Origin of the sequence: Xanthomonas sp., assembly GCF_017163755.1 — a bacterium.
GTDB lineage: Bacteria > Pseudomonadota > Gammaproteobacteria > Xanthomonadales > Xanthomonadaceae > Xanthomonas_A.
Map to the genome: position 1 here is coordinate 36,005 of NZ_JAFIWC010000011.1, position 20,002 is coordinate 56,006.

The following is a 20,002-nucleotide window of genomic DNA, read 5'->3' on the forward strand; positions in this document are numbered from 1 at the left end:
GCGCCCGGCGTGAGCATGGGCGTGCCCGCGGCGCCGCGAGCGGAACCGCCAGCCCCGCTGCAGCGGTGACTCAGAAGAAGCCCAGGGCCTTGGGCGAATAGCTGACCAGCAGGTTCTTGGTCTGCTGGTAGTGGTCGAGCATCATCTTGTGGTTCTCGCGGCCGATGCCCGACTGCTTGTAGCCGCCGAACGCGGCATGCGCCGGATAGGCGTGGTAGCAGTTGGTCCACACCCGCCCGGCCTGGATCGCGCGGCCCATGCGGTACAGCCGCGCCGCATCGCGGCTCCACACGCCGGCGCCCAGGCCGTACAGCGTGTCGTTGGCGATGGACAGCGCCTCGGCCTCGTCCTTGAACGTGGTCACCGACACCACCGGGCCGAAGATCTCCTCCTGGAACACGCGCATCTTGTTGTGGCCCTTGAACACCGTCGGCTTGACGTAGAAGCCGCCGGCCAATTCGCCGTCCAGCGTGTTGCGCTCGCCGCCGATCAGCACCTCGGCACCTTCCTGGCGGCCGATGTCGATGTAGGACAGGATCTTCTCCAGTTGCTCGCTGGAGGCCTGCGCGCCGACCATGGTATTGGGATCCAGCGGATTGCCCTGCTTGATCGCGGCTACGCGCGCGAGCGCCTTTTCCATGAACCTGTCGTAGATCGATTCCTGGATCAGCGCGCGCGACGGGCAGGTGCACACCTCGCCCTGGTTGAAGGCAAACAGCACGAAGCCCTCGATCGCCTTGTCGAGGAAGTCGTCGTCCTCGGCCATCACGTCGGCGAAGAAGATGTTCGGCGACTTGCCGCCCAGTTCCAGCGTCACCGGGATCAGGTTTTGGCTGGCGTATTGCATGATCAGCCGGCCGGTGGTGGTCTCGCCGGTGAAGGCGATCTTGGCGATGCGCGGGCTCGACGCCAGCGGCTTGCCCGCCTCCAGGCCGAAGCCGTTGACCACGTTGAGCACGCCGGGCGGCAGCAGGTCGCCGATCACCTCCATCAGCACCAGGATGCTGGCCGGGGTCTGCTCGGCCGGCTTCATCACCACGCAATTGCCGGCGGCGATGGCCGGGGCCAGCTTCCAGCACGCCATCAGCAGCGGGAAGTTCCACGGGATGATCTGCCCGACCACGCCGAGCGGCTCGTGGAAGTGGTAGGCGATGGTGTCGTGGTCGATCTCGGAGATGCCGCCTTCCTGCGCGCGGATGGCGCCGGCGAAGTAGCGGAAGTGGTCCGCGCACAGCGGCACGTCGGCGTTGAGCGTCTCGCGCACCGGCTTGCCGTTGTCCCAGGTCTCGGCATAGGCCAGCAATTCCAGGTTCTGCTCGATGCGGTCGGCGATCTTCAGCAGCGCGTTGCTGCGCTCGGTGGCCGAGGTCTTGCCCCAGGCGTCCTTGGCCGCGTGCGCGGCGTCGAGCGCGGCCTCGATGTCCTGCGCGTTGGAGCGTGCCACCGAAGTGAACACCTTGCCGGTGATCGGCGTGCTGTTCTCGAAGTACTGGCCGCTGCTGGGTTCCACCCACTGGCCGCCGATGAAGTTGCCGTAGCGCGACTTGAAGATGGACTGCGGATCGGTGGCGTGCGGCTTGGCGGTGGTGACGGCGTTCATCGGTGTCTCCTGGCGAAAAGGTGTCGCGGACGAGCGTCCGGGTAGCCGATGGGCGCAGGTCGCGTGCCAGGTTTTCGGTGCTGCGCTGCGTCAAGCGGTCGCACCCCGCTGCGCCGGCATGTGCTGCCGCTTCCTGTTGCGCAGCAACATGGACAGCGATTGCGCCGCGGGCGGTGATGTGGTGTTTATCGGAACACTCGCACGAACAGGTGTCGCAATTTGCGACACAGGAGCACGGCCGTGACCCAACTGCCCTCGCAACACCGCCTAGGCCAGGCGCGCCGGGCGTTCTTCGAACGCGGCGGCGCGCCGGTCGGACAGGTGCCCGATGCGATCCTGCATTCGTGGCAGCGCTGCCAGCGCCTGGGCCTGGCCGCGCAGGCCACGCCGCCGATCGAGCCGGTCAGCGCGCCGCGCCTGCGCGAACTGCGCGACGGGCACGAACGCCTGTGGCGGCTGGCGCGCGCCGAACTGGAAGGCCTGGCCGCCGACGTCGCCGCCACCGGCAGCATCGTGCTGCTGACCGACGAGGCCGGCTGGATCCTGGATGCCGAAGGCAGCCCGCGCTTCCTGGACAAGGCCGGGCGCGTGGCGCTGATGCCCGGCGCGTGCTGGAGCGAGACCCTGGTCGGCACCAACGCGATCGGCACCGCCATCGTCGAGAGCCGCTCGATTGAAGTGCGCGGCGGCGAGCATTACTTCGCCCCGCACCAGATCCTCAGCTGCGCCGCCGCGCCGATCTTCGATCCCTACGGCCAGCTGGCCGGGGTGCTCGACATCTCCGGCGACGCCGGCGTGCCGCACGTGCATGCGCTGGCGCTGGCGCGGATGGCGGTGGCCAACATCGAGCACCGCTATTTCGACGACGGCATTCCCGGCTGCGAACTGCTGCGCCTGCACCACGATCCGGCGCTGCTGGGCACCGCGCGCGAGGGCCTGCTCGCATTCCGAAACGGCAAGCTGGTCGCCGCCAACCAGGCCGGACTGCGGCTGTTCGGCCTGGACCGCTGCGAACTCGGCCGCGCCCCGTACGAGGCGCTGTTCGAGGAGCCCTTGTCGCGGCTGCGCCAGGACGGCAGCGTGTTCGACCTGCAGGGCCGCGCGCTGCACGGCCGCATCGACGAAGCCCGCGACGACCGCCCGCGGCGGCGCCCGGCGCGCCCGCCGATCACCGTGTCGGCCGCGGTGCGGCACGCGCACGCCGACGCGCCGCTGTTCGATGCGGCGATGGAGCAGGCGCTGGAACGCGCGCGCCGCGTGCTCGACGCGCAGTTGCCGGTGCTGGTGCAGGGCGAGACCGGCACCGGCAAGGAAGTGTTCGCGCGCGAACTGCACCGGCGCAGCGCGCGCGCCGGCAAGCCGTTCGTCGCGGTGAACTGCGCCGCGCTGCCCGAGGGCCTGATCGAGGCCGAACTGTTCGGCTACGAGGACGGCGCCTTCACCGGCGCACGCAGGCACGGCAATCCCGGCCTGCTGCGCCAGGCCGACGGCGGCGTGCTGTTCCTCGACGAGATCGGCGACATGCCGCTGGCGCTGCAGCCGCGCCTGCTGCGCGTGCTGCAGGAACGCGAACTGCTGCCGCTGGGCGGCGGCAAGCCGGTCAAGCTGGATTTCGCGCTGATCTGCGCCACCCACCGCGACCTGGACGCGGCGATGGCCGAGCAGCGCTTCCGCCCGGACCTGTACTACCGCATCGCCCACCACGGCGTGCTGATCCCGTCGCTGCGCGAGCACGGCGACCGCCGCGCGCTGGTGCAGGAACTGTGGGCGAGGGTGGGGCAGGGGCGCCGGCTCACCGACGCCGCGCTCGCCGCGCTGGCGGACTACCCATGGCCCGGCAACCTGCGCCAGCTCGGCGCCTGCCTGCGCACGCTGGTGGCGCTGAGCGAGCGCGACGCGCAGGTGGATACCGACGCGCTGCCGGCGTACCTGCCGGGCGCGCGCGGGCTGCGCGCGGGACCGGCCGCGCATGCCGGACATGCGCCAGTGCCTGCCGAAGCGCTGCCGCAGGCCACCGACCTGGACAGCCTGACCCTGGGCGCGATGCGCCGCGCCGTGGACGCCTGCGGCGGCAACGTCGCCCGCGCCGCGCGCCAGCTCGGCGTCAGCCGCAGCACGCTGTATCGCAAGCTGGGGCTGGGCAAAAAAGGCTGAGGCGTCGCTGCGCCTCGAAGCGTTTTTCGCACCCTCGCGGCAGGCTTGTCAGGGCAATCGGTTCCGGTGCTCGGAGCTGGGATGTCGGCAACGACTCGAGGGGGGCACGGCTACCGATGGCGACAGCACCCAGCCGTCGCGGCGGATCAGCCAACGTCGCCTGGCGTCGCTCCCAAGCGATTCGGCCGCCTTTGCGTCGGGCTCGTGTGGCGAGCCGCCGGCTCGTACCCCGCTCGCTCGGTGGCAGCAGCGCAGCGCAGCGATCCCGATGCGACGACGTCAGGCGGCGATGCGGTACAGCCAGAACGCACCGGCGCCCAGCACCAACCAGACCAGCAGGCCGACGATCGCCGCGGCGGTCTCGCCTGGTTCGCGGTGCGGCCGCAGCGCCTTGAGCACGAGGTGGCCGCTGCCCTGGATCGCGATTTCGAACACGAGCTCGACCACCACGCGGCCGAACCAGCGCAGCGCGCCGCCCAACGTGGCTTCGACGATCTCTCCGAGGGGCATGAAGGTTCTTCCTTGGGGCGGCGCCGGAATGTAGCAGGCGCTGCCGGCTTCGCCCAACGCGATAACAGGCGCGGGCGGGCAAGGGGAGAACGAAGTTCAACCCAACTGGTTGCCGCTGGCCAAGCGAACTGTTGTGCAGCGCGGATCGACGTCGCCTCCGCGTCCTGATGGCCGTGGCGCCGCGACCGCGGCGCGCTGCTTCTTGTCCGGCTATCTGGAGTGCCCCGACGCACGCATGGCGCTCAGGGCAGCAAGCGGACCTTCTTCACGAACCGCAGCCGATCGTCCGGCCCCGGTCCGGCGATACGCTCGCCGTTGGCTTCGGTGGCGTACTCGACCACGACGCGCCTGCCGATCATCGCCTTCTTCAGCACGATCACGTCGGTCTGCTCGCTTTGGGCCTCGAACCAGTCGCCGCATCGGCTCACGCAATACGCGTCCACGTCCTGGCCGGAAGCCGGGCGCACGACGATCCGCATGTCGTCCGTGCCGCCGCCGCCGACCAGCGTGCCGGTGACCGCGTCGGCCCATGCGCTGCCCGGCGCCCATGTGGCCGCCAGCAGCAGGAGCGGCAGCACCGTCCGCGCCAGGGATGCGCGTGTCGGCGACGCACGCCGCCGGCCGCATTGCGCGCCGCGCGCTGCGCACCGGCGCGGCGCATGCGGCGACGGCGCGCGGCCGTGCGCCACGCTCACCGCGCGAAATCCCACTGCAATCCGACCGTATAGCTGCGGTCCGGTCCCGGCTCGTAGTAGCGGCCGTTGCCGTCGTTGACGATCACCGAGCCGATGTAGTCGTGGTCCAGCGCGTTGTCGATGCGGGCGAAGGTGCGCAGCGCGCCGTGCGCGGTGGTCCAGCGGCGCGAGGCTTCCAGGTTCAGCAGCGCATAGCCGGGCGCTTTCTCCGTGGCCAGGTCGTTGGCCACGGTATCGCCGGCGGCCACGCCTTCCAGCGCGAACTGCCAGGCGCGCGGCTGCCATTGCCAGCGCGCGAAGAACAGCTGCCGCGGCACGCCCGGCAGCCGCGATCCGGCCGCGACCACCGCGCTGGGCGTGGCGCAGCCGCTGCTGGCGCAGGTGAGGTAGGCCTGGCGCACGGTGGCGTCGAGCCAGGTGTAGGCCAGCTGCAACTGCGCGGTCTCGCCCAGCGGCAGCAGGTAGCTGGCCTCGGCGCCCTGGCGGCGGGTGCGGCCGATATTGCGGTAGGTGCTGCGGCCGTTGGTGTTGCTGGCCACCGCCAGTTCGTCGTCGGTGCTGGCGCGGAACAGCGCCGCTTCCCACGACGCGCCGGCCTGGTCGCGCCATTTGGCGCCGATCTCCAGGTTCTCGCTCCTGGCCGCGTCCAGGTTCAACGCCAGCCCGGCGCCGCCGTCGTTGCGGTAGCCCAGTTCGTTGAAGGTGGGCGTCTCGAAGCCGCGCCCGGCCGATGCGTACAGGCGCAGCGCGTCGCTGGCGCGGAACACCACCCCGGCCACCGGCGTGGTCGCCGAATAGTCGGTGCGGCCGCTGTCGTCGGGATTGCGCCCGGCCACGTACGCGTCCTCGGAACGGAACCGCACCTGGCTGTGGCGCAGCCCGGCCAGCACCGACCAGCGCTCGCCGAACTGCCACCACGCCTGGGCGAACTGGTCCACGTTCTCCACCCGGTCCTGCTGGTCGCGGCGCAACGCGCCCTTGACCCCGAGCGTGCCGCCGGCGAAGTTCTCGTAACCGGTGCGGTGCTGCTTCTGGCGGTCGGCGTTGGCGCCGACGGTCAGTTCCAGCGGGCGCCCGGCCAGTTGCCCGTGCCAGGCCCAGCGCGCGTCCACGCCGCCGTAGTCGCCGTCCAGGTCGATCACCCCGCCGGCGTGCAGCGGATTGGCCTGCACCGCCACCGGTACCGACAGGAACTGCTCCACGTCGCGATGGCCGCCATAGGCCATCAGGCGGAGGGTCTGCTGCCCCACGTCCTGGGTGAAGATCGCCCCGGCCTGCGACTGCCGCGCCGACTTGCGCGTGTTGAACTGGGCCGCCGCCGACGTGGCCTGCTGCGGATCGGCGGCGAACTGGGCGCGGGTCAGGCCCAGCGGATCCTGCGCGTGCGGGGCGTCCAGGTGGTTCAGTACCAGGTCCAGGCGCCGCCCGGGGGCCAGGTCGAAGCCGAACTTGGCGTTCACCGACTCGCGCCGCGCGCGGCTGTGGTCGCGGTAGCCATCGGTGCGGAAATGGGTGGCGGCCACGTTGTAGTGGACGCTGCCTTCCTGGCCCTGCAGCTGCGCGCCGACGCTGTAGCTGCCGTTGCTGCCGACGGTGGTGCGCAGCCGCCACGGGTCGCCGGGTTCGCCGTCGGCGCTCCACAGCTGCACCACGCCGCCGGAGGAATTGCCGTACAGCGCCGAGAACGGGCCGCGCAGCACCTCGATGCGCTCGGCGCCGAGCAGGTTGAAGTGCGACAGCTGGCCCTGGCCATCGGGCATGGTCGCCGGGATGCCGTCCAGCAACAGGCGCACGCCGCGCACGCCGAACGCCGAGCGCGCGCCGAAGCCGCGGATCGACAGCTGCGTGTCCTGCGCGTAGTTCTGCCGGTCGCGCGCCAGCAGCCCGGGAACGCCGGCGACCGCTTCGGACACCTGCACCCCGGTGCGGGCGCTGTCGCCGAGCTGCACCCGGGTCAGCGAGGCCGGCAGGTCGAAATCGTCCACGCCGCTCACGCGCGCGGCCTGGACCTGGACCGCGGGCAGGGTGGCGGGATCGGCAGCGGCCTCGGCCGCGCGGACGACGGGGGCCAGGCCCAGGGCGAACAGGCCGCAGAGCAGGGCGAGGGGATGGCGATTGGGCATGCGCGCATCATCGCGCAACTGCCGCGCCACCGCACTGCCCGGTACGGAAAGCCGTGCCACGCAAGGCGCTTGGCTTTGTTACGATGGGGCGTTTGACCCCGCCGGCGAACCTGCGTCCGGCCCCCCACCTTCGTCAACAACGAGTACCGCCGTGTCCTTCTTTGCAAACGTGGAACAGGTTCCAGGCGATCCGATCCTGGGCCTGACCGAGGCCTACAACGCCGACACCCGCCCGACCAAGGTCAACCTGGGCGTGGGCATCTACTACGACGAAAACGGCCGCATCCCGCTGCTGCGCGCCGTCTACCAGATCGAGCAGCAGCTGGCGCAGGACGCCAAGCCGCGCGGCTACCTGCCGATCGACGGCCTGGCCGCGTACGACCTGGCCACGCAGAAACTGCTGTTCGGCGCCGACTCGCCGCTGCTGGCCGCCGGCCGCGTCGCCACCTCGCAGACCATCGGCGGCAGCGGCGCGCTGCGCGTGGGCGCGGACCTGCTGAAGAAGCTGCTGTCCACCTCGACCATCGCGATCAGCAACCCGAGCTGGGAGAACCACCGCGCGGTGTTCTCGGCCGCCGGCTTCGACGTGGTGGACTACACCTATTTCGACCCGGCCACGCACGGCCTGGACTTCGACGGCATGCTCGCCGACCTGAACAAGCTCGAGCCGGGCACCGTGGTGCTGCTGCACGCCTGCTGCCACAACCCGACCGGCGCCGACCTGACCCAGGAACAGTGGCGCACCGTCGCCGCGCTGCTGAAGGAACGCAACCTGTTCCCGTTCGTCGACATCGCCTACCAGGGCTTCGACAAGGGCATCGACGAGGACGCCTACGCGGTGCGCCTGCTGGCCGAGGCCGGCGTGGACGCCTACGTCGTCGCCAGTTCCTACTCCAAGTCGTTCTCGCTGTACGGCGAGCGCGTGGGCGCGCTGTCGGTGGTGTCGGCCACCGCGGCCGAGACCAAGGCGGTGCAGTCGCAGGTCAAGCGCATCATCCGCACCATTTACTCCAGCCCGTCCACGCACGGCGCGGCGCTGGTCGCCGGCGTGCTGGGCAGCCCCGAGCTGCGCGCGATGTGGGAGCAGGAGCTGACCGAGATGCGCGAGCGCATCCACGCGCTGCGCGCCGGCCTGGTGCAGAAGCTGGCCGACCTGGGCGCGCCGGAGTTCGGCTTCATCCAGCAGCAGGCGGGCATGTTCTCGTACTCGGGCCTGAGCAAGCCGCAGGTCGATCGCCTGCGCGACGAGTTCGGCATCTACGCCGTCGGCACCGGCCGCATCTGCGTGGCCGCGCTGAGCCGCAACAATCTGGACTACGTGGCCAGCGCGGTGGCGACGGTAGCCAAGGGCTGAGCCGCCCGAGGCCGCGTCAGGGCGCCAACGCAGAACCCCGGTGTCGTGACGACGCCGGGGTTTTTTATTGCATGCGTTGGCCATGCCTGCCGGTCGTTCCGGCGCTGCCCGACCGCCCGCTGCGCGCCGGGCGGCTCGGCCAGCGGACGCAGCTTGTCCATCCTGTCGGCGCACGACCGCCACGCCCAGCGGCAGATATGCGCCGCGTGCCGCGGAAGGACTTCAACCCGGCCTTGCCGACCTGACGTCGTGCGAACCCGGCTCGCCGATGAATGTCGCCGTTGTACCGACGAGCGCGTCATCCGGCCATGGCTGTACGCAGGCGATGTCCCTTGAGACCCGCGCATGACCGCGCAACGTCCCGATGCGACAATGGCGCCCCCTCCCACGCAAGGCAACCGCTGCGCATGACGCGAACCTCGCTTACCCGTTTCCTGATCGAAGAGCAGCACGCCGGCCGCATCGGCCCGGAACTGCGCCAGCTCATCACGATCGTGTCCCGCGCGTGCAAGCGCATCTCCATCGCGGTCAGCAAGGGCGCGCTGGGCGGCGTGCTCGGCGACGCCGGCACCGGCAACGTGCAGGGCGAGGCGCAGAAGAAGCTGGACGTGCTCAGCAACGACATCCTGCTCGAAGCCAACGCCTGGGGCGGCCACCTGGCCGCGTGCGCGTCCGAGGAAATGGACCACAGCCAGCCGGTGCCCGACCAGTACCCCAGCGGCGACTTCCTGCTGCTGTTCGATCCGCTGGACGGCAGCTCCAACATCGACGTCAACGTCTCCGTCGGCACCATCTTCTCGGTGCTGCGCGCGCCGGCCGGCACGCAGAAGCCGGGCGACGAACACTTCCTGCAGCCGGGCACCCGCCAGGTCGCCGCCGGCTACTGCATCTACGGCCCGAGCACGATGCTGGTGCTGACCCTGGGCCACGGCACCCACGCCTTCACCCTCGAGCGCGAGGAGGGCAGCTTCCTGCTGACCCAGGCCGACATGCGCATTCCCGAGGACACCGCCGAGTTCGCGATCAACATGTCCAACCAGCGCCACTGGGAAGCGCCGATGCAGCGCTACGTGGCCGACCTGCTCGCCGGCAGCGAAGGCGCGCGCGGCAAGGACTTCAACATGCGCTGGATCGCCAGCATGGTCGCCGACGTGCACCGCATCCTCACCCGCGGCGGCATCTTCATCTATCCGTGGGACAAGAAGGACCCGGGCAAGGCCGGCAAGCTGCGCCTGATGTACGAAGCCAACCCGATGGGCCTGCTGGTGGAACAGGCCGGCGGCGCCGCCAGCACCGGCCGCGAACGCATCCTCGACATCCAGCCCGACCAGCTGCACCAGCGCGTGCCGGTGTTCCTCGGCTCGAAGAACGAAGTGGCGCAGGCGGTGCGGTATCACGTGGACTACGACGAGGCGAACGGCTGAGTTTCTGCACGCTTTTTCGACGAGCGAGCGTCTTCCGTGCACCCGCCTTCGGGCGGGTGTAATCGTTACACCTTAGGGTAAGCTTCTTCTCGAACGGGTTTGGCTTCTCAAGGTGCTTGTTGATTCAACTATCGATGGGAATTGAAGAACCTGCGGTCGTCGGGAAGGATGGCGTTATGCCACGTTGGGCGGTCCATGGTAATTGGCTAATGTGGCAGCTCAAAAAGATGTGTACTTGCTCGGAAGCTTGCAATGGAACTGAACTCAACCGCTCTTCTCGCAGTGTACTGCTTAGCGGTTAACCTGGAATGCTCACGGCGGTAGTGCGGGTAAAAATTTGTTGCGTGCTCCCTGGACGATATGCATTGACTGCGCGGCGAGTCAGGGCGCTGCGTGCGGGCGAGGAGCCGGCGGTGGATGCTGCAATGTTGCCTGACAATTCATTCAAGCCGTACCCGCTTCGCGGCTCGGCTTAATTCAGACGTAGGCCCATGAATGGTCGCTTGGTTCGCTCTTCTAGCGGGATGCATTCTGCCTCTCATCATTCCTCTCTTCTTTGACAGGTCACGGGAGGAAAGAGGGCGACTTGCGGGCATGCTTTTCGGTGGATATGTGGCCCTCCATGGTGTAGTTGGCGCGGCCTTGATCATCTACCTCGCAATCGTTCATGGAACCGTTGGTATTGGCAGGCATGGGCCAAAAGCATGGTTCGCCTTCTCGGAAGAGCCTATTGCTGCAATGCTGGTCCTCCTCGTCACGCTCGCCTGCACCGGAGTATTCATGACCTTCGGCTGGTTCTTGTTCAAAGGCTCGCGAGATCGCAAACTCGAGCCCTAATAGTTCTTCGAGCCGAATCCGTTCGAGAGTGGCTTGATTCAAGTGTTTGAGTACATGTCCTTCTTCCTGTGTCGTCTTCAACTTAACTCAGGATTAGAAGCCTATGAAAGATCGCAAATCGCTTGAAGAGCTGACAAGGCAGTGGATCAGCCTATGGACATGTCCGGTGGACTGGGCGCTGTTCGAGGCACTGCACGCCGACGACTTTCAGGACTTGGCGGCGGCAGGACGACCTGCGACGAAGGCCGGTTTCGCGGCCGGCCTGAAGGCCATGACGGAAGCGTTCCCTGACCTCGAAACGGTAGTGGACGACCTTGTGGTCGATGTTGAACGGCGGACGGTGGCGGTGCGGTGGACCAGCCGGGGTACCAACGCACGATCGTTCCTGGGCGTGGGCCCCACGGGTAAGCTGACCGAACTGCGTGGCATAGAGATCGTCGAGGTTCGCGATGGCAGGATCATTCGGCGCTGGGGCGAGTGGGACACGAGTGCTCACACCGGCACCTGACGGTTCATTCGAGCCGATGCCGATGCGTGCGTGGTGTAGCTTAGGCAGCGGCCTCCGGACTTCAGTGGGATCGAGACATATGGACCGTTGCATCCTGGCTATCGTCGTCCTGGGCTTCATGCTGGTGGCGGGCTCCATCTTTGCGCAGGACGCCGCAAAAGAGCCAGTCCCATCCCCGGCGTTGCCCGACGTCCCATTGCCACCTGAGCTGGACCGGGTGCTTCGCGACTACGAGCGCGCATGGCGCGCGGGCGATGCGGCGGCGCTCGCCGCGCTTTTTGCGGAGGATGGATTCGTGCTGCAAAGCAATCGCCCCCCCGTCCGCGGCCGCCCGGCCATCCGGGCCGCCTATGCGGGCGAAGGGGGCGGTCCATTGCGGCTACGCGCACTCGCCTTTTCCAGCACGGACACGACCGGCTACATCATCGGTGCGTACGGCTACGGCAATACGCCCGGCGACGCGGGCAAGTTCACCCTTACTTTGCGTCGCACTCCCGGCGGACCCTGGCTGATCTTTTCCGACATGGACAACTTGAACGCAGCGCCGAAGCAGAAGAGCGCAGCGCCCACGTCTTCGCCAGCCGGGTCCCCGGCGGCAACGCGCTGATGCTGCAGCAAGGGACGTTCGTTCAAGCGATGGATTCGGGCCGAGCCCGCGACAGCGCGCGGCCCTGTGTTGCCACCGGTACTGCGCGTGGAAGACCCGGTTGCTTGCGCGTTCCGCCGCTGCCTGCCTGGCACTTCGTAGGTGGGTTCGCCACGTCGTTGCCACCTGTTTCGGTTTCTGCATGATCGCGGCAGGGTGCCGGTCCGGTGCGCCACGGGATGGGCTGGGGCCTGACGACGTTCGAGCCGACGCCGCTTGGCGGTCCGGCGAAACCCGCCGCCAGCGCATGGCATTTCGGCGACGTTCTTCGGAAAGCGGCGGGCTTCTTGCCGCACTGCTCGCGTTCTCCGCACCGGCCTGGGCGACGCGCCAATGCCCGCCCGAGTTCGGTCCGAAGGATCCGCTCGTCGACATGCTCGGCTGGCTGGTCGTCGCCGTGGGCATCGTGGTCGGCGTGCTGCTTTTCGCCTGGCTCGTCAGGCGATCGCGGGGCATGCGCTGGGCGTTGCGTTGCGCCGTTGTCGTTCTCGGGGTTGCCGGCATGCTTGTGGTGTGGGTCGGTGGCCTGGCGCTGGCGTTCGCGTCCTTCTTCCTCCAGTGCTAGGACGTTGCCCTGGCGGGTGCTCCAATCCGGTTCCATCCATGACGAACCCTGACCGACAGCAAGCTTCCACCCAATGCTCGAGCCACGCACCCTCAAGATCCTGATGGGCCTGTTGCTGGGCTACGGTCTGCTGGTCATTCCCTGCTTCCTCTGGCCACCTTACGCCGAGTCGCCAGCGGGACTGCTCCTGGTCGTTCCTGGCCTGTCGATCTACGTGTTCGACCAGGCCGGCGTTCCCGGCCTGCTCGAGCACGAGGGCATGTGCGGCTGGGGCTGGTGCGCGCCATCCGTGCGCGGCTGGGTTTTTCTGGTCGTGTTCTGGCTGGCGCTCGCGTGGCTCGCGGCGTGTGGCATCGCCTCATTGGGCAACCGGTTCGCGGCGCGCTAAGCTCGGTGCGTGGGCGACGCCGTTCGCGCCGATCGAACCGATGCCGCTCCGCATGCCGGCATGGTCCAAGCGTTGGTCCGTCCGAAGGAACCGAGGAGAAAAACGGAACGCTATGAACCAGATGGTCTTTCTCATGTTCTTCTTCGCGACCGGGCCGATCGCGCTGATGCCGAGCGTCATTTCCCTGTTCACCCGGCACAAGTCGCGCCGGTTGATCGTGGCGGTCAACCTGGCGCTGTGGGTCCTGATCTTCTTTGCCGCCAGGAGCTTCACCATCGGCACGTCCAGCAAGTTCCAGTTGCCGACGCTGCTGGCGTTGGCCGCCTGGCTGGTCCTGCTCGGCTACTCGGTGCGTGGCGGCGCGTCGTCCCCCGGAAAGCGCTAGCCAAGCCGGCTCGGCTGGCGCCGCTGCGCAGGCATTGGACCCATGAAGCATTCCATCCAGCCGCTGCAACCGAATGCGAGCGTGCAGGCGCTGCTGGAAGCGAACCGCCTGCCCGTTTCCGATCTCCAAGACGGTTCCGAGGTGGTGCTGTTCGGCTGCGTGTCGGGTGCGCAAACGCTCGGCGTGGTCGGATTGGAACTGTATGGGCCCGTCGCATTGCTGAGGTCGCTGGCCGTGGCCGACGCCACGCGCGGCAACGGACTCGGCGAGGCTCTGGTGGCGCATGCCGAGCGCCATGCCGCCGCTCAGGGCGTCCGTGCCGTCTACCTGCTCACCACCACGGCGTCGGCGTTCTTCGAGCGTCGCGGCTACCGTCCGCTGGCGCGCGACCAGGCGCCGGCCGCAATCGCCGGCACCGCCCAGTTTTCCGGGCTGTGCCCTGCGTCGTCTGCGTTCATGGTCAAGTCGCCGCCGGGCGCCGCGGACGCCCAGCCGGAGACGCTGCCGAATCGGGGCGTCCGCCGCGGCGATATCTATTGGCTCGCCCCCGACGGACCGCATGGGTCGGTTCCGTCCATCCGGCATCCGCACGTCGTCGTCCAGGACGACCTGTTCAATGCGTCGAGAGTGGCCACCATCGTGGTGTGCGGTATCACCTCCAACCTCACGCGCGCCTCCGAGCCCGGCACGGTGCTTCTCGACGCGGGAGAGGGTGGGCTCGCGCGACGTAGCGTCGTGCTGGCATCGCAGATTTGCTCGGTCGACAGAGCGCAGTTCGGCGACTGCGTCGGCACGCTCTCGCAGCGGCGGGTCGAGCAGATCCTGTCGAGCCTGCGGTTCCTGCAGCGCGCGTTCATCGCCGGTCGCTAGCCGGCGTTTCACCGGCGGCCGCGCGTAGTGCGAGACCTGGAGCGCACCGGACGCGGCCGGCAGATGCGCAACGCCGGGTGGAGGATAGTGCGCGGATCGCCGCAGGCGCGTTGCCGAGCGCGGTTGTCCATGCCAGCCACAACGGCTGCGACTGCGCGGGATCGCTGGTAAGGTCGCGGCATGCCCGATCACGATTTCATCGAAGTCTTCGACAACGCGCTCGCGCGCGAGGAGTGCGCGGCCATCGTGCGGCGCCTGCGCGGGAGCGAGCAGCTGCAGCCCGGTCAGGTCGGCAGCGGCGTGTTCCCCGAGCTCAAGCGCAGCCGCGACCTGCGCATCAGCGGGCTGGACGCCTGGCGCGATGTGGAACAGCGCCTGCAGCAGGCGGTGTTCTCCGGCGTGCTCGGCTACCTGCGCAAGTATCCGCAGGCCTTGTTGTCGCCGCTGATGCTGCAGGTGCCCGGGCCCGACGGCCAGCCGCATCGGCTCGGCGCCGAGGATTTCTCGCTGCTCGACGACGCGGCGCTGTCCAACCTGGCGCGCACCTGCCTGCGCCCGGGCGCGATCAACCTGCAGTGGTACGACGCCGGCCAGGGCGGCTACCCGTACTGGCATTGCGAACTGTATCCGCGCGATCCCGGCGCCGAAACGCTGCACCGGCACCTGCTGTGGACGCTGTATCTCAACGACGACTTCGATGCCGGCGAGACCGAGTTCCTGTTCCAGCAGCGCAAGATCGCCCCACTTGCCGGCAGCCTGCTGATCGCGCCGACCGCCTTCACCCACACCCACCGCGGCAACCGTCCACAGGGCGGCGACAAGTTCATCGCCACCAGCTGGGTGCTGTTCCAGACGGCGCAGCAGCTCTACGGCGCCGGCTGAGCGGACGCCCGGGTCAGTCGCGGCGCCGCGCGGCGCTGCCGCAGTGCTGCGACCAGGCCCTGCAGCAGCGCAGCCACGTGCTGTACGCCGACATCGCCATGGCGGCGCCGGTGCCAGGCCAGATGCAGGGGAAAGCCTTCCATCGGCAACGGTGGATCGAATGCGACGAAGCGCCGGTCGCGCTGCGGCGGCAGGCACAGGCTGGGCAGCAGCGCAATCAGGTCCGATCGCTCCAGCATCGACACCGCCATCGTGAAGCTGGGCACCACCATCCCCACCCGACGCGCCCTGCCGATGCGCTGCAACGCCTCGTCCAGCGGCCCACGCGAGGCGCCGCGTGCCGAAACCAGCAAATGCGGGTACGCCAACCATCGCTCCAGGTCGAAGCCGCGCGCGGCCGGATGCCCGCGCCGCATCAGTACCCGGTAACGCTCATCGAACAGGGGGACACGTTGGAAGTCCACGTCCGCCTGCGGCAGCACCGACAGCGCCAGGTCGATCTCGCCGGCGGCCAGCGCGTGCCACGCCGCATCGGCGCTGCGCCACGGGTGCAGGACCAGGTCGATGCCCGGCGCGCTCGCCTGCAGCCGCTGCAGCAGCGGTGGTCCCAGCAAACCCGCCGGAGGATCCGCCATCGCAATGTGTACAGGTTGGCGCAGCGTGCGCAGGTCGGCCGACTGCGCAGGGCTGAGCAGGCGTCGGGCGCCGTCGAGCAGTTCGCGTAGCGGCCCGCGCAAGGCCTCGGCGCGCGGGGTCAGGCGCATGCCGCCGCGCGCGCGTTCCAGCAGCCGGTCGCCGAACAGCGCACGGCAGCGTTCCAGCGCATTGGACGCGGCCGGTTGCGACAGCCCCAGCCGTTGCGCCGCCCGCGATACATGCGCTTCGTCCAGCAGTGCGTCGAGCACCACCAGCAGGTTCATATCGACCGAGCGCATATTCCTCAGATCCATGATCCAACATAGCAAATATCCGTTGGACGGATGAGGGCGGGGCGGCCAGGCTTCCCTGGTCCGCCGAGGAGCGCTCCATGAATACCTTGATCTTGTTGTTCCACCCCGATCTGTCCACCTCGCACGCCAACGCGGCAATGGCCCGGGCCGCTGTCGCGATATCCGGTTGCGCGGTGGTGGACATGTACGCTCGCCATCCCGATGGCCGCTTCGATCTGGACCACGAAGTGGCGCAGTTGCTGCGCGCCGATCGCGTCGTGCTGCAGTTTCCGGTGCAGTGGTACTCCACGCCGCCGCTACTCAAGGCGTGGCAGGACGAAGTGCTGACGCGCATGTTCTATATCCGCTACGAAGAAGAAGGCCGCCGGCTGCAGGGCACGCCGCTGCTGCTGGGCGTCACTGCCGGCAACACGCCGGAAGCCTATACGCCGAGCGGAATCAACCTGTTCCCCTTGCCGGAACTGCTGCGCCCGCTGCACGCCACCGCCCATCGCTGCGCACTGTCGTGGTCGGATCCGTTCATCGCCTACCGCGCGACGGACCTGGATGCCGCCGCCGCGCAGCGCATCGCCGACGACTACGCCGCGCACCTGCGCCGGTGGATCGGCGCTACTGCCTCCGGCACGGCCTGACCGCAGTTCAGAACAACTCGCCCTGCGGCGAAGCCGCGCGCGGCGGCACCGGCCTGACGAAGCGGCTGCAGTCCAGTTCCGGGGGACGCCGCTGCGCGTAGCCCAGCCGCTTGTGCGCCAGCGCGAAGCGCCGCGTCAGCAGGTCGGCATAGACGCCTTCGCCGCGCATGCGCTTGCCGAAGGTGCTGTCGTAGTCCTTGCCGCCGCGCAGCTGCTGCACGGTGCTCATCACGTGCGCGGCGCGGTCGGGGTGGTGCGCCTGCAGCCAGTCGCGGAACAGCGGCGCCACCTCGTGCGGCAGGCGCAGCAGCACGTAGCCGGCCGAATCGGCGCCGGCATCGCGCGCCGCCTCCAGCACCGCCTCCAGTTCGTGGTCGTTGATCCACGGGATCACCGGCGCCACCATCACGCCCACCGGGACCCCGGCCTCGTGCAGCGTGCGCATCGCGCGCAGCCGCGCGTGCGGCGCCGAGGCGCGCGGTTCCAGCCGCGCCGACAGCCGCGGGTCCAGCGAGGTCACCGAGAAGTGCACGCTGACCAGGTTCTCGCGCGCCAGCGGCGCGAGCAGGTCCAGGTCGCGCTCGACCAGCGCGTTCTTGGTGATCAGCGTGAACGGATGGCGCGCGTCCCACAGCACTTCGATCAGCCGGCGGGTCAGCTGCAGCTTGCGCTCGATCGGCTGGTAGGCATCGGTGTTGATGCCCAGCGCGATCGGGCTGGGCACGTAGCCGGGCTTGCCCAGTTCGCGGCGCAGCAGCTCCGGCGCGTTGGTCTTGGCGAACAGCCGGGTCTCGAAGTCCAGCCCCGGCGACAGGTTCAGGTAGGCGTGGCTGGGCCGGGCGAAGCAGTAGCTGCAGCCGTGCTCGCAGCCGCGGTACGGATTGACCGACTGCGAGAAGCCCACGTCGGGCGACTGGTTGCGGCTGATGATGCTGCGCGCGATTTCCTCGCGCACCTCGGTGCGAAGCCGCGGGGCGGCGAATTCCTCGCCGTCCTCCGGCTGCCAGCCATCGTCCACCGCTTCGCTGACGGTGCGTTCGAAGCGCCCGGGCAGGTGGCTGCCGGCGCCGCGGCCCTTGATCGGCGTACTCATCGGCATAGGCTACGCCGCCGCGGTCTCAGCCGCAGCGACGGGTGCGGCGGCCGCGCTGAACCTTTCACCGCCGGCGCTTGCGCCGCGGCGGCGAACGCGCTTAGCGCTGTCACCCCGCTGCCCGTAGAATCCGCCGATGTTCGTATTCGCGACCCTGCAGAACACCTGGGACTGGCTGACCGGCATCCCGCATTTCGGCGCGTACATGACCGCCGCCTACCTGCTGTACATCCTGTGGCTGAGCGCCTGGATCGTGCTGCAGAAGCGCGAGCCGGCGGCGACGCTGAGCTGGGTGCTGTCGCTGGCGGCGCTGCCGTACATCGGCTTCGTCATCTACTACCTGCTCGGGCCGCAGAAGGTGAAGCGGCAGCGCCTGCGCCGCGGCCGATCGCGCTCGGGCATGGAGCACTACAGCAGCGTCTGCCCGCCCGATGCCGACTGCACCGAACTGGCCAAGATCGCCCAGGCCACCACCGGCCTGCCGCCGAGTTCGGCGACGCAGGCGCGCTGGCTGGTGGACGGAGCGGCGACCTACGACGCGATCGTCGAGGACATCGCCGCCGCGCGGCACCACGTGCACCTGGAGTACTACATCTTCAACCCGGACCGCACCGGCACGCGGATCCGCGACGCACTGGTCGAGCGCGCGCGCGCTGGCGTCCGGGTGCGCCTGCTGCTCGACGCGGTCGGCTCCTCGCAGGTGCCCCGGCGGTTCCTGCGGCCGCTGCTGGAGGCCGGCGGCGAGGTGGCGTGGTTCCATCCGGCGCAGCTGCTGCGCCCGTTCAAGTTCAAGCGGCCGTGGGTGAACCTGCGCACCCACCGCAAGATCGTGGTGGTCGACGGCCGCGTCGGCTTCACCGGCGGCATCAACGTCACCGACGAGGAGAACGAGCGGCTGCGCGCAGACGCCTACCGCGACCTGCACATCCGCATCGAGGGCCACGTGGTGCGCAGCCTGCAGCTGGTGTTCGTCGAGGACTGGCTGTACGCCACCGGCCAGGGCCGCGAGACCTTCGACATGGCGCAGATCTGGCCGCACGACATGCCCGGCCGCGCCGACGGCACGATCGACGCGCAGGTGCTGGCCTCCGGCCCGGACTCGTCGTGGGAGAGCATCCACCGCATGCACGTGGCGGCGATCCACGAGGCCAGGCAGCGGGTATGGCTGATCACCCCGTATTTCGTGCCCGGCGAAGCGGGGCGCATGGCGCTGACCTCGGCCGCGCTGGGCGGGCTGGACGTGCGCCTGCTGGTGCCCAAGCGCAGCGATTCGCGGCTGGTCACGCTGGCGGCCAGATCGTACTTCGACGAGCTGCTCCAGGCCGGGGTGAAGATCTACGAGTACGGCCCGCGCATGCTGCACATCAAGGCGCTGATCACCGACGAGGACCTGTGCATCGTCGGCAGCGCCAACTTCGACAACCGCAGTTTCCGCCTGAATTTCGAGGTCTCGGCGATGTTCCGCGACCGCGGCCTGACCGGCGAGCTGGCCACGCTGATGGCCGGCGAGATGGCCGAGGCGGTGCGCGTGCGCGACGACCGCAAGCGCTCGCTGTGGCGCTATCGCCTGCCGGAAGCGATGGCGCGGCTGACCTCGCCGCTGCTGTAGGCAGCGCTACGCGCCCCAACCGGGTCTCCCCGGCGCCCGACGGCGATGCGAAGGCGGGGCCGCCGCCGGCTTCCTGCGCCCTAGCGCATCGCCTGGTGCTGCGCTGGCTGCCACGCCGTCAGCGGATGCCTTTCCCTTCTCCCATCGGGAGAAGGTGGCGCGTAGCGCCGGATGAGGGTGCGACGGAGCGGAGCGAGCTGCCGGGGAGGGCTTTGGGGATGGGCGCTGGGCGATGTCCAGTGCGGTCGTACCCTCACCCCAACCCCTCTCCCGGTGGGAGAGGGGCTTCAGGCTCTTACAGCCCGATCGCCGCAGCGGCGACGCTGCAATCGACGGCGCGCGGTCGATGACCCAGCTGCGCGGCACGCCCCAGCACTCGGCTGCCGACCTCAGCGGCCGCAGGCGCGCGCGCAGGGCGCCGCCCGGGCCGGTTCGCCGTGGAACCGGCGGCCCCGGCAGCGCTACACTGCGGCGATTCCTGGGGAGATCGTCCATGTACTGGCTCTTTCTGCCGCTCGCGCTGGGCGCCTTCGTTCTGGCATTCACCACGCCGCACATGTCGCTGCTGGTGCTGGCCCTGCTCGCCGCGCTGGTGTTCCTGCTGGCCTGGGCGCGCGGCTGGTACGTGGCCAAGATCGGCGATGCGCCGCAGCGCGACGCGGCACCGCTGATCGACCCGGCGGAACTGCGCCGCCTGCGCGAACAGGCCGCCGCGCGGCGCCAGGCGAGCGAGACCGCGCCGGGCGACGACGCGATCTCGTCCTGACGCAGCGCGCC

General features: G+C 69.3%; 20 protein-coding genes. 13 read left to right on the top strand and 7 right to left on the bottom strand.

The features are described from left to right. Positions 1-70 precede the first annotated feature (70 nt). The gene (gene adh, locus JR065_RS09065) at positions 71-1,600 is read right to left on the bottom strand and encodes an aldehyde dehydrogenase (protein ID WP_206233746.1); all 1,530 of its coding nucleotides are present in this window, start codon (positions 1,598-1,600) and stop codon (positions 71-73) included. A gap of 240 nt (positions 1,601-1,840) precedes the next feature. On the opposite strand from adh, the gene JR065_RS09070 reads away from it, so the two are divergent. Beyond that, complete coding sequence (locus JR065_RS09070; protein ID WP_206233747.1) at positions 1,841-3,754, top strand: sigma-54-dependent Fis family transcriptional regulator; 1,914 nt, start codon at positions 1,841-1,843, stop codon at positions 3,752-3,754. A gap of 279 nt (positions 3,755-4,033) precedes the next feature. Here the strand turns inward: JR065_RS09070 and JR065_RS09075 are convergent, their stop codons facing one another. The 3 genes from JR065_RS09075 to JR065_RS09085 all read right to left on the bottom strand — a co-directional run bounded on the left by JR065_RS09075 (position 4,034) and on the right by JR065_RS09085 (position 7,082). Continuing rightward, positions 4,034-4,264 carry a hypothetical protein gene (locus JR065_RS09075; RefSeq protein ID WP_206233748.1) on the bottom strand — a complete coding sequence of 77 codons (231 nt, stop codon included), beginning with the start codon at positions 4,262-4,264 and terminating at the stop codon, positions 4,034-4,036. Positions 4,265-4,506: 242 nt separating this feature from the next. Then, positions 4,507-4,959: a hypothetical protein gene (locus tag JR065_RS09080; protein ID WP_206233749.1), complete on the bottom strand. Its 453-nt coding sequence runs from the start codon at positions 4,957-4,959 to the stop codon at positions 4,507-4,509. Next, a complete protein-coding gene (locus tag JR065_RS09085; RefSeq protein WP_206233750.1) occupies positions 4,956-7,082 on the bottom strand; it encodes a TonB-dependent receptor family protein in 2,127 nt (708 codons plus the stop codon). The genes JR065_RS09080 and JR065_RS09085 overlap by 4 nt, the downstream gene beginning before the upstream one ends. A gap of 151 nt (positions 7,083-7,233) precedes the next feature. Here JR065_RS09085 and JR065_RS09090 point away from each other — a divergent pair, with 151 nt between their 5' ends. Together JR065_RS09090 and JR065_RS09095 are read left to right on the top strand one after the other, a co-directional pair. Continuing rightward, positions 7,234-8,436 carry an aromatic amino acid transaminase gene (locus JR065_RS09090; protein ID WP_206233751.1) on the top strand — a complete coding sequence of 401 codons (1,203 nt, stop codon included), beginning with the start codon at positions 7,234-7,236 and terminating at the stop codon, positions 8,434-8,436. A 407-nt stretch (positions 8,437-8,843) separates the two neighbouring features. Next, positions 8,844-9,860 carry a class 1 fructose-bisphosphatase gene (locus JR065_RS09095; protein ID WP_206233752.1) on the top strand — a complete coding sequence of 339 codons (1,017 nt, stop codon included), beginning with the start codon at positions 8,844-8,846 and terminating at the stop codon, positions 9,858-9,860. A 564-nt stretch (positions 9,861-10,424) separates the two neighbouring features. Here JR065_RS09095 and JR065_RS09100 read toward each other — a convergent pair. After that, entirely contained in the window at positions 10,425-10,778 is a 354-nt protein-coding gene (locus JR065_RS09100; RefSeq protein ID WP_206233753.1) for a hypothetical protein, read from the bottom strand. 22 nt (positions 10,779-10,800) lie between these two features. On the opposite strand from JR065_RS09100, the gene JR065_RS09105 reads away from it, so the two are divergent. The 7 genes from JR065_RS09105 (at position 10,801) to JR065_RS09135 (ending at position 14,941) form a co-directional block, all read left to right on the top strand. Continuing rightward, positions 10,801-11,205 carry an ester cyclase gene (locus JR065_RS09105; protein WP_206233755.1) on the top strand — a complete coding sequence of 135 codons (405 nt, stop codon included), beginning with the start codon at positions 10,801-10,803 and terminating at the stop codon, positions 11,203-11,205. Positions 11,206-11,323: 118 nt separating this feature from the next. Next, positions 11,324-11,812, top strand: coding sequence for a YybH family protein (locus JR065_RS09110; protein ID WP_429001849.1), 489 nt, complete (start codon positions 11,324-11,326; stop codon positions 11,810-11,812). A 181-nt stretch (positions 11,813-11,993) separates the two neighbouring features. Next, the gene (locus JR065_RS21490; protein WP_241093507.1) at positions 11,994-12,416 is read left to right on the top strand and encodes a hypothetical protein; all 423 of its coding nucleotides are present in this window, start codon (positions 11,994-11,996) and stop codon (positions 12,414-12,416) included. Positions 12,417-12,489: 73 nt separating this feature from the next. Beyond that, positions 12,490-12,804 (top strand): hypothetical protein, encoded by a 315-nt coding sequence (locus JR065_RS09120; protein ID WP_206233757.1) that lies wholly within the window; start codon positions 12,490-12,492, stop codon positions 12,802-12,804. Positions 12,805-12,916: 112 nt separating this feature from the next. Next, complete coding sequence (locus tag JR065_RS09125; RefSeq protein ID WP_206233758.1) at positions 12,917-13,189, top strand: hypothetical protein; 273 nt, start codon at positions 12,917-12,919, stop codon at positions 13,187-13,189. A 42-nt stretch (positions 13,190-13,231) separates the two neighbouring features. Beyond that, the gene (arsN2, locus tag JR065_RS09130; protein ID WP_206233759.1) at positions 13,232-14,059 is read left to right on the top strand and encodes an arsenic resistance N-acetyltransferase ArsN2; all 828 of its coding nucleotides are present in this window, start codon (positions 13,232-13,234) and stop codon (positions 14,057-14,059) included. Positions 14,060-14,239: 180 nt separating this feature from the next. Then, the gene (locus tag JR065_RS09135) at positions 14,240-14,941 is read left to right on the top strand and encodes a 2OG-Fe(II) oxygenase (RefSeq protein ID WP_206233760.1); all 702 of its coding nucleotides are present in this window, start codon (positions 14,240-14,242) and stop codon (positions 14,939-14,941) included. Here the strand turns inward: JR065_RS09135 and JR065_RS09140 are convergent. Beyond that, positions 14,926-15,876 carry a LysR family transcriptional regulator gene (locus tag JR065_RS09140; protein WP_206233761.1) on the bottom strand — a complete coding sequence of 317 codons (951 nt, stop codon included), beginning with the start codon at positions 15,874-15,876 and terminating at the stop codon, positions 14,926-14,928. The two genes, JR065_RS09135 and JR065_RS09140, sit on opposite strands and share 16 nt — an antisense overlap. A 92-nt stretch (positions 15,877-15,968) precedes the next feature. On the opposite strand from JR065_RS09140, the gene JR065_RS09145 reads away from it, so the two are divergent. Then, positions 15,969-16,523 (top strand): NAD(P)H-dependent oxidoreductase, encoded by a 555-nt coding sequence (locus JR065_RS09145; RefSeq protein ID WP_206233762.1) that lies wholly within the window; start codon positions 15,969-15,971, stop codon positions 16,521-16,523. Positions 16,524-16,530: 7 nt separating this feature from the next. On the opposite strand, the gene JR065_RS09150 is transcribed toward JR065_RS09145, so the two are convergent. Next, positions 16,531-17,616: a PA0069 family radical SAM protein gene (locus JR065_RS09150; RefSeq protein ID WP_206233763.1), complete on the bottom strand. Its 1,086-nt coding sequence runs from the start codon at positions 17,614-17,616 to the stop codon at positions 16,531-16,533. A gap of 136 nt (positions 17,617-17,752) precedes the next feature. On the opposite strand from JR065_RS09150, the gene cls reads away from it, so the two are divergent. Both cls and JR065_RS09160 read left to right on the top strand, forming a co-directional pair. Further along, the gene (gene cls / locus JR065_RS09155; protein WP_206233764.1) at positions 17,753-19,225 is read left to right on the top strand and encodes a cardiolipin synthase; all 1,473 of its coding nucleotides are present in this window, start codon (positions 17,753-17,755) and stop codon (positions 19,223-19,225) included. 493 nt (positions 19,226-19,718) lie between these two features. After that, complete coding sequence (locus JR065_RS09160) at positions 19,719-19,991, top strand: hypothetical protein (protein WP_206233765.1); 273 nt, start codon at positions 19,719-19,721, stop codon at positions 19,989-19,991. Positions 19,992-20,002: the final 11 nt, after the last annotated feature.

What these genes read in the sequence shown, in the direction of transcription:
- adh (WP_206233746.1), bottom strand. Translation starts at nt 1,600, where the DNA reads ATGAACGCCGTCACCACCGCCAAGCCGCACGCCACCGATCCGCAGTCC.
- JR065_RS09075 (WP_206233748.1), bottom strand. Translation starts at nt 4,264, where the DNA reads ATGCCCCTCGGAGAGATCGTCGAAGCCACGTTGGGCGGCGCGCTGCGC.
- JR065_RS09085 (WP_206233750.1), bottom strand. Translation starts at nt 7,082, where the DNA reads ATGCCCAATCGCCATCCCCTCGCCCTGCTCTGCGGCCTGTTCGCCCTG.
- JR065_RS09095 (WP_206233752.1), top strand. Translation starts at nt 8,844, where the DNA reads ATGACGCGAACCTCGCTTACCCGTTTCCTGATCGAAGAGCAGCACGCC.
- JR065_RS09105 (WP_206233755.1), top strand. Translation starts at nt 10,801, where the DNA reads ATGAAAGATCGCAAATCGCTTGAAGAGCTGACAAGGCAGTGGATCAGC.
- JR065_RS09110 (WP_429001849.1), top strand. Translation starts at nt 11,324, where the DNA reads ATGCTGGTGGCGGGCTCCATCTTTGCGCAGGACGCCGCAAAAGAGCCA.
- JR065_RS21490 (WP_241093507.1), top strand. Translation starts at nt 11,994, where the DNA reads ATGATCGCGGCAGGGTGCCGGTCCGGTGCGCCACGGGATGGGCTGGGG.
- JR065_RS09120 (WP_206233757.1), top strand. Translation starts at nt 12,490, where the DNA reads ATGCTCGAGCCACGCACCCTCAAGATCCTGATGGGCCTGTTGCTGGGC.
- JR065_RS09125 (WP_206233758.1), top strand. Translation starts at nt 12,917, where the DNA reads ATGAACCAGATGGTCTTTCTCATGTTCTTCTTCGCGACCGGGCCGATC.
- arsN2 (WP_206233759.1), top strand. Translation starts at nt 13,232, where the DNA reads ATGAAGCATTCCATCCAGCCGCTGCAACCGAATGCGAGCGTGCAGGCG.
- JR065_RS09135 (WP_206233760.1), top strand. Translation starts at nt 14,240, where the DNA reads ATGCCCGATCACGATTTCATCGAAGTCTTCGACAACGCGCTCGCGCGC.
- JR065_RS09140 (WP_206233761.1), bottom strand. Translation starts at nt 15,876, where the DNA reads ATGCGCTCGGTCGATATGAACCTGCTGGTGGTGCTCGACGCACTGCTG.
- JR065_RS09145 (WP_206233762.1), top strand. Translation starts at nt 15,969, where the DNA reads ATGAATACCTTGATCTTGTTGTTCCACCCCGATCTGTCCACCTCGCAC.
- JR065_RS09150 (WP_206233763.1), bottom strand. Translation starts at nt 17,616, where the DNA reads ATGAGTACGCCGATCAAGGGCCGCGGCGCCGGCAGCCACCTGCCCGGG.
- cls (WP_206233764.1), top strand. Translation starts at nt 17,753, where the DNA reads ATGTTCGTATTCGCGACCCTGCAGAACACCTGGGACTGGCTGACCGGC.
- JR065_RS09160 (WP_206233765.1), top strand. Translation starts at nt 19,719, where the DNA reads ATGTACTGGCTCTTTCTGCCGCTCGCGCTGGGCGCCTTCGTTCTGGCA.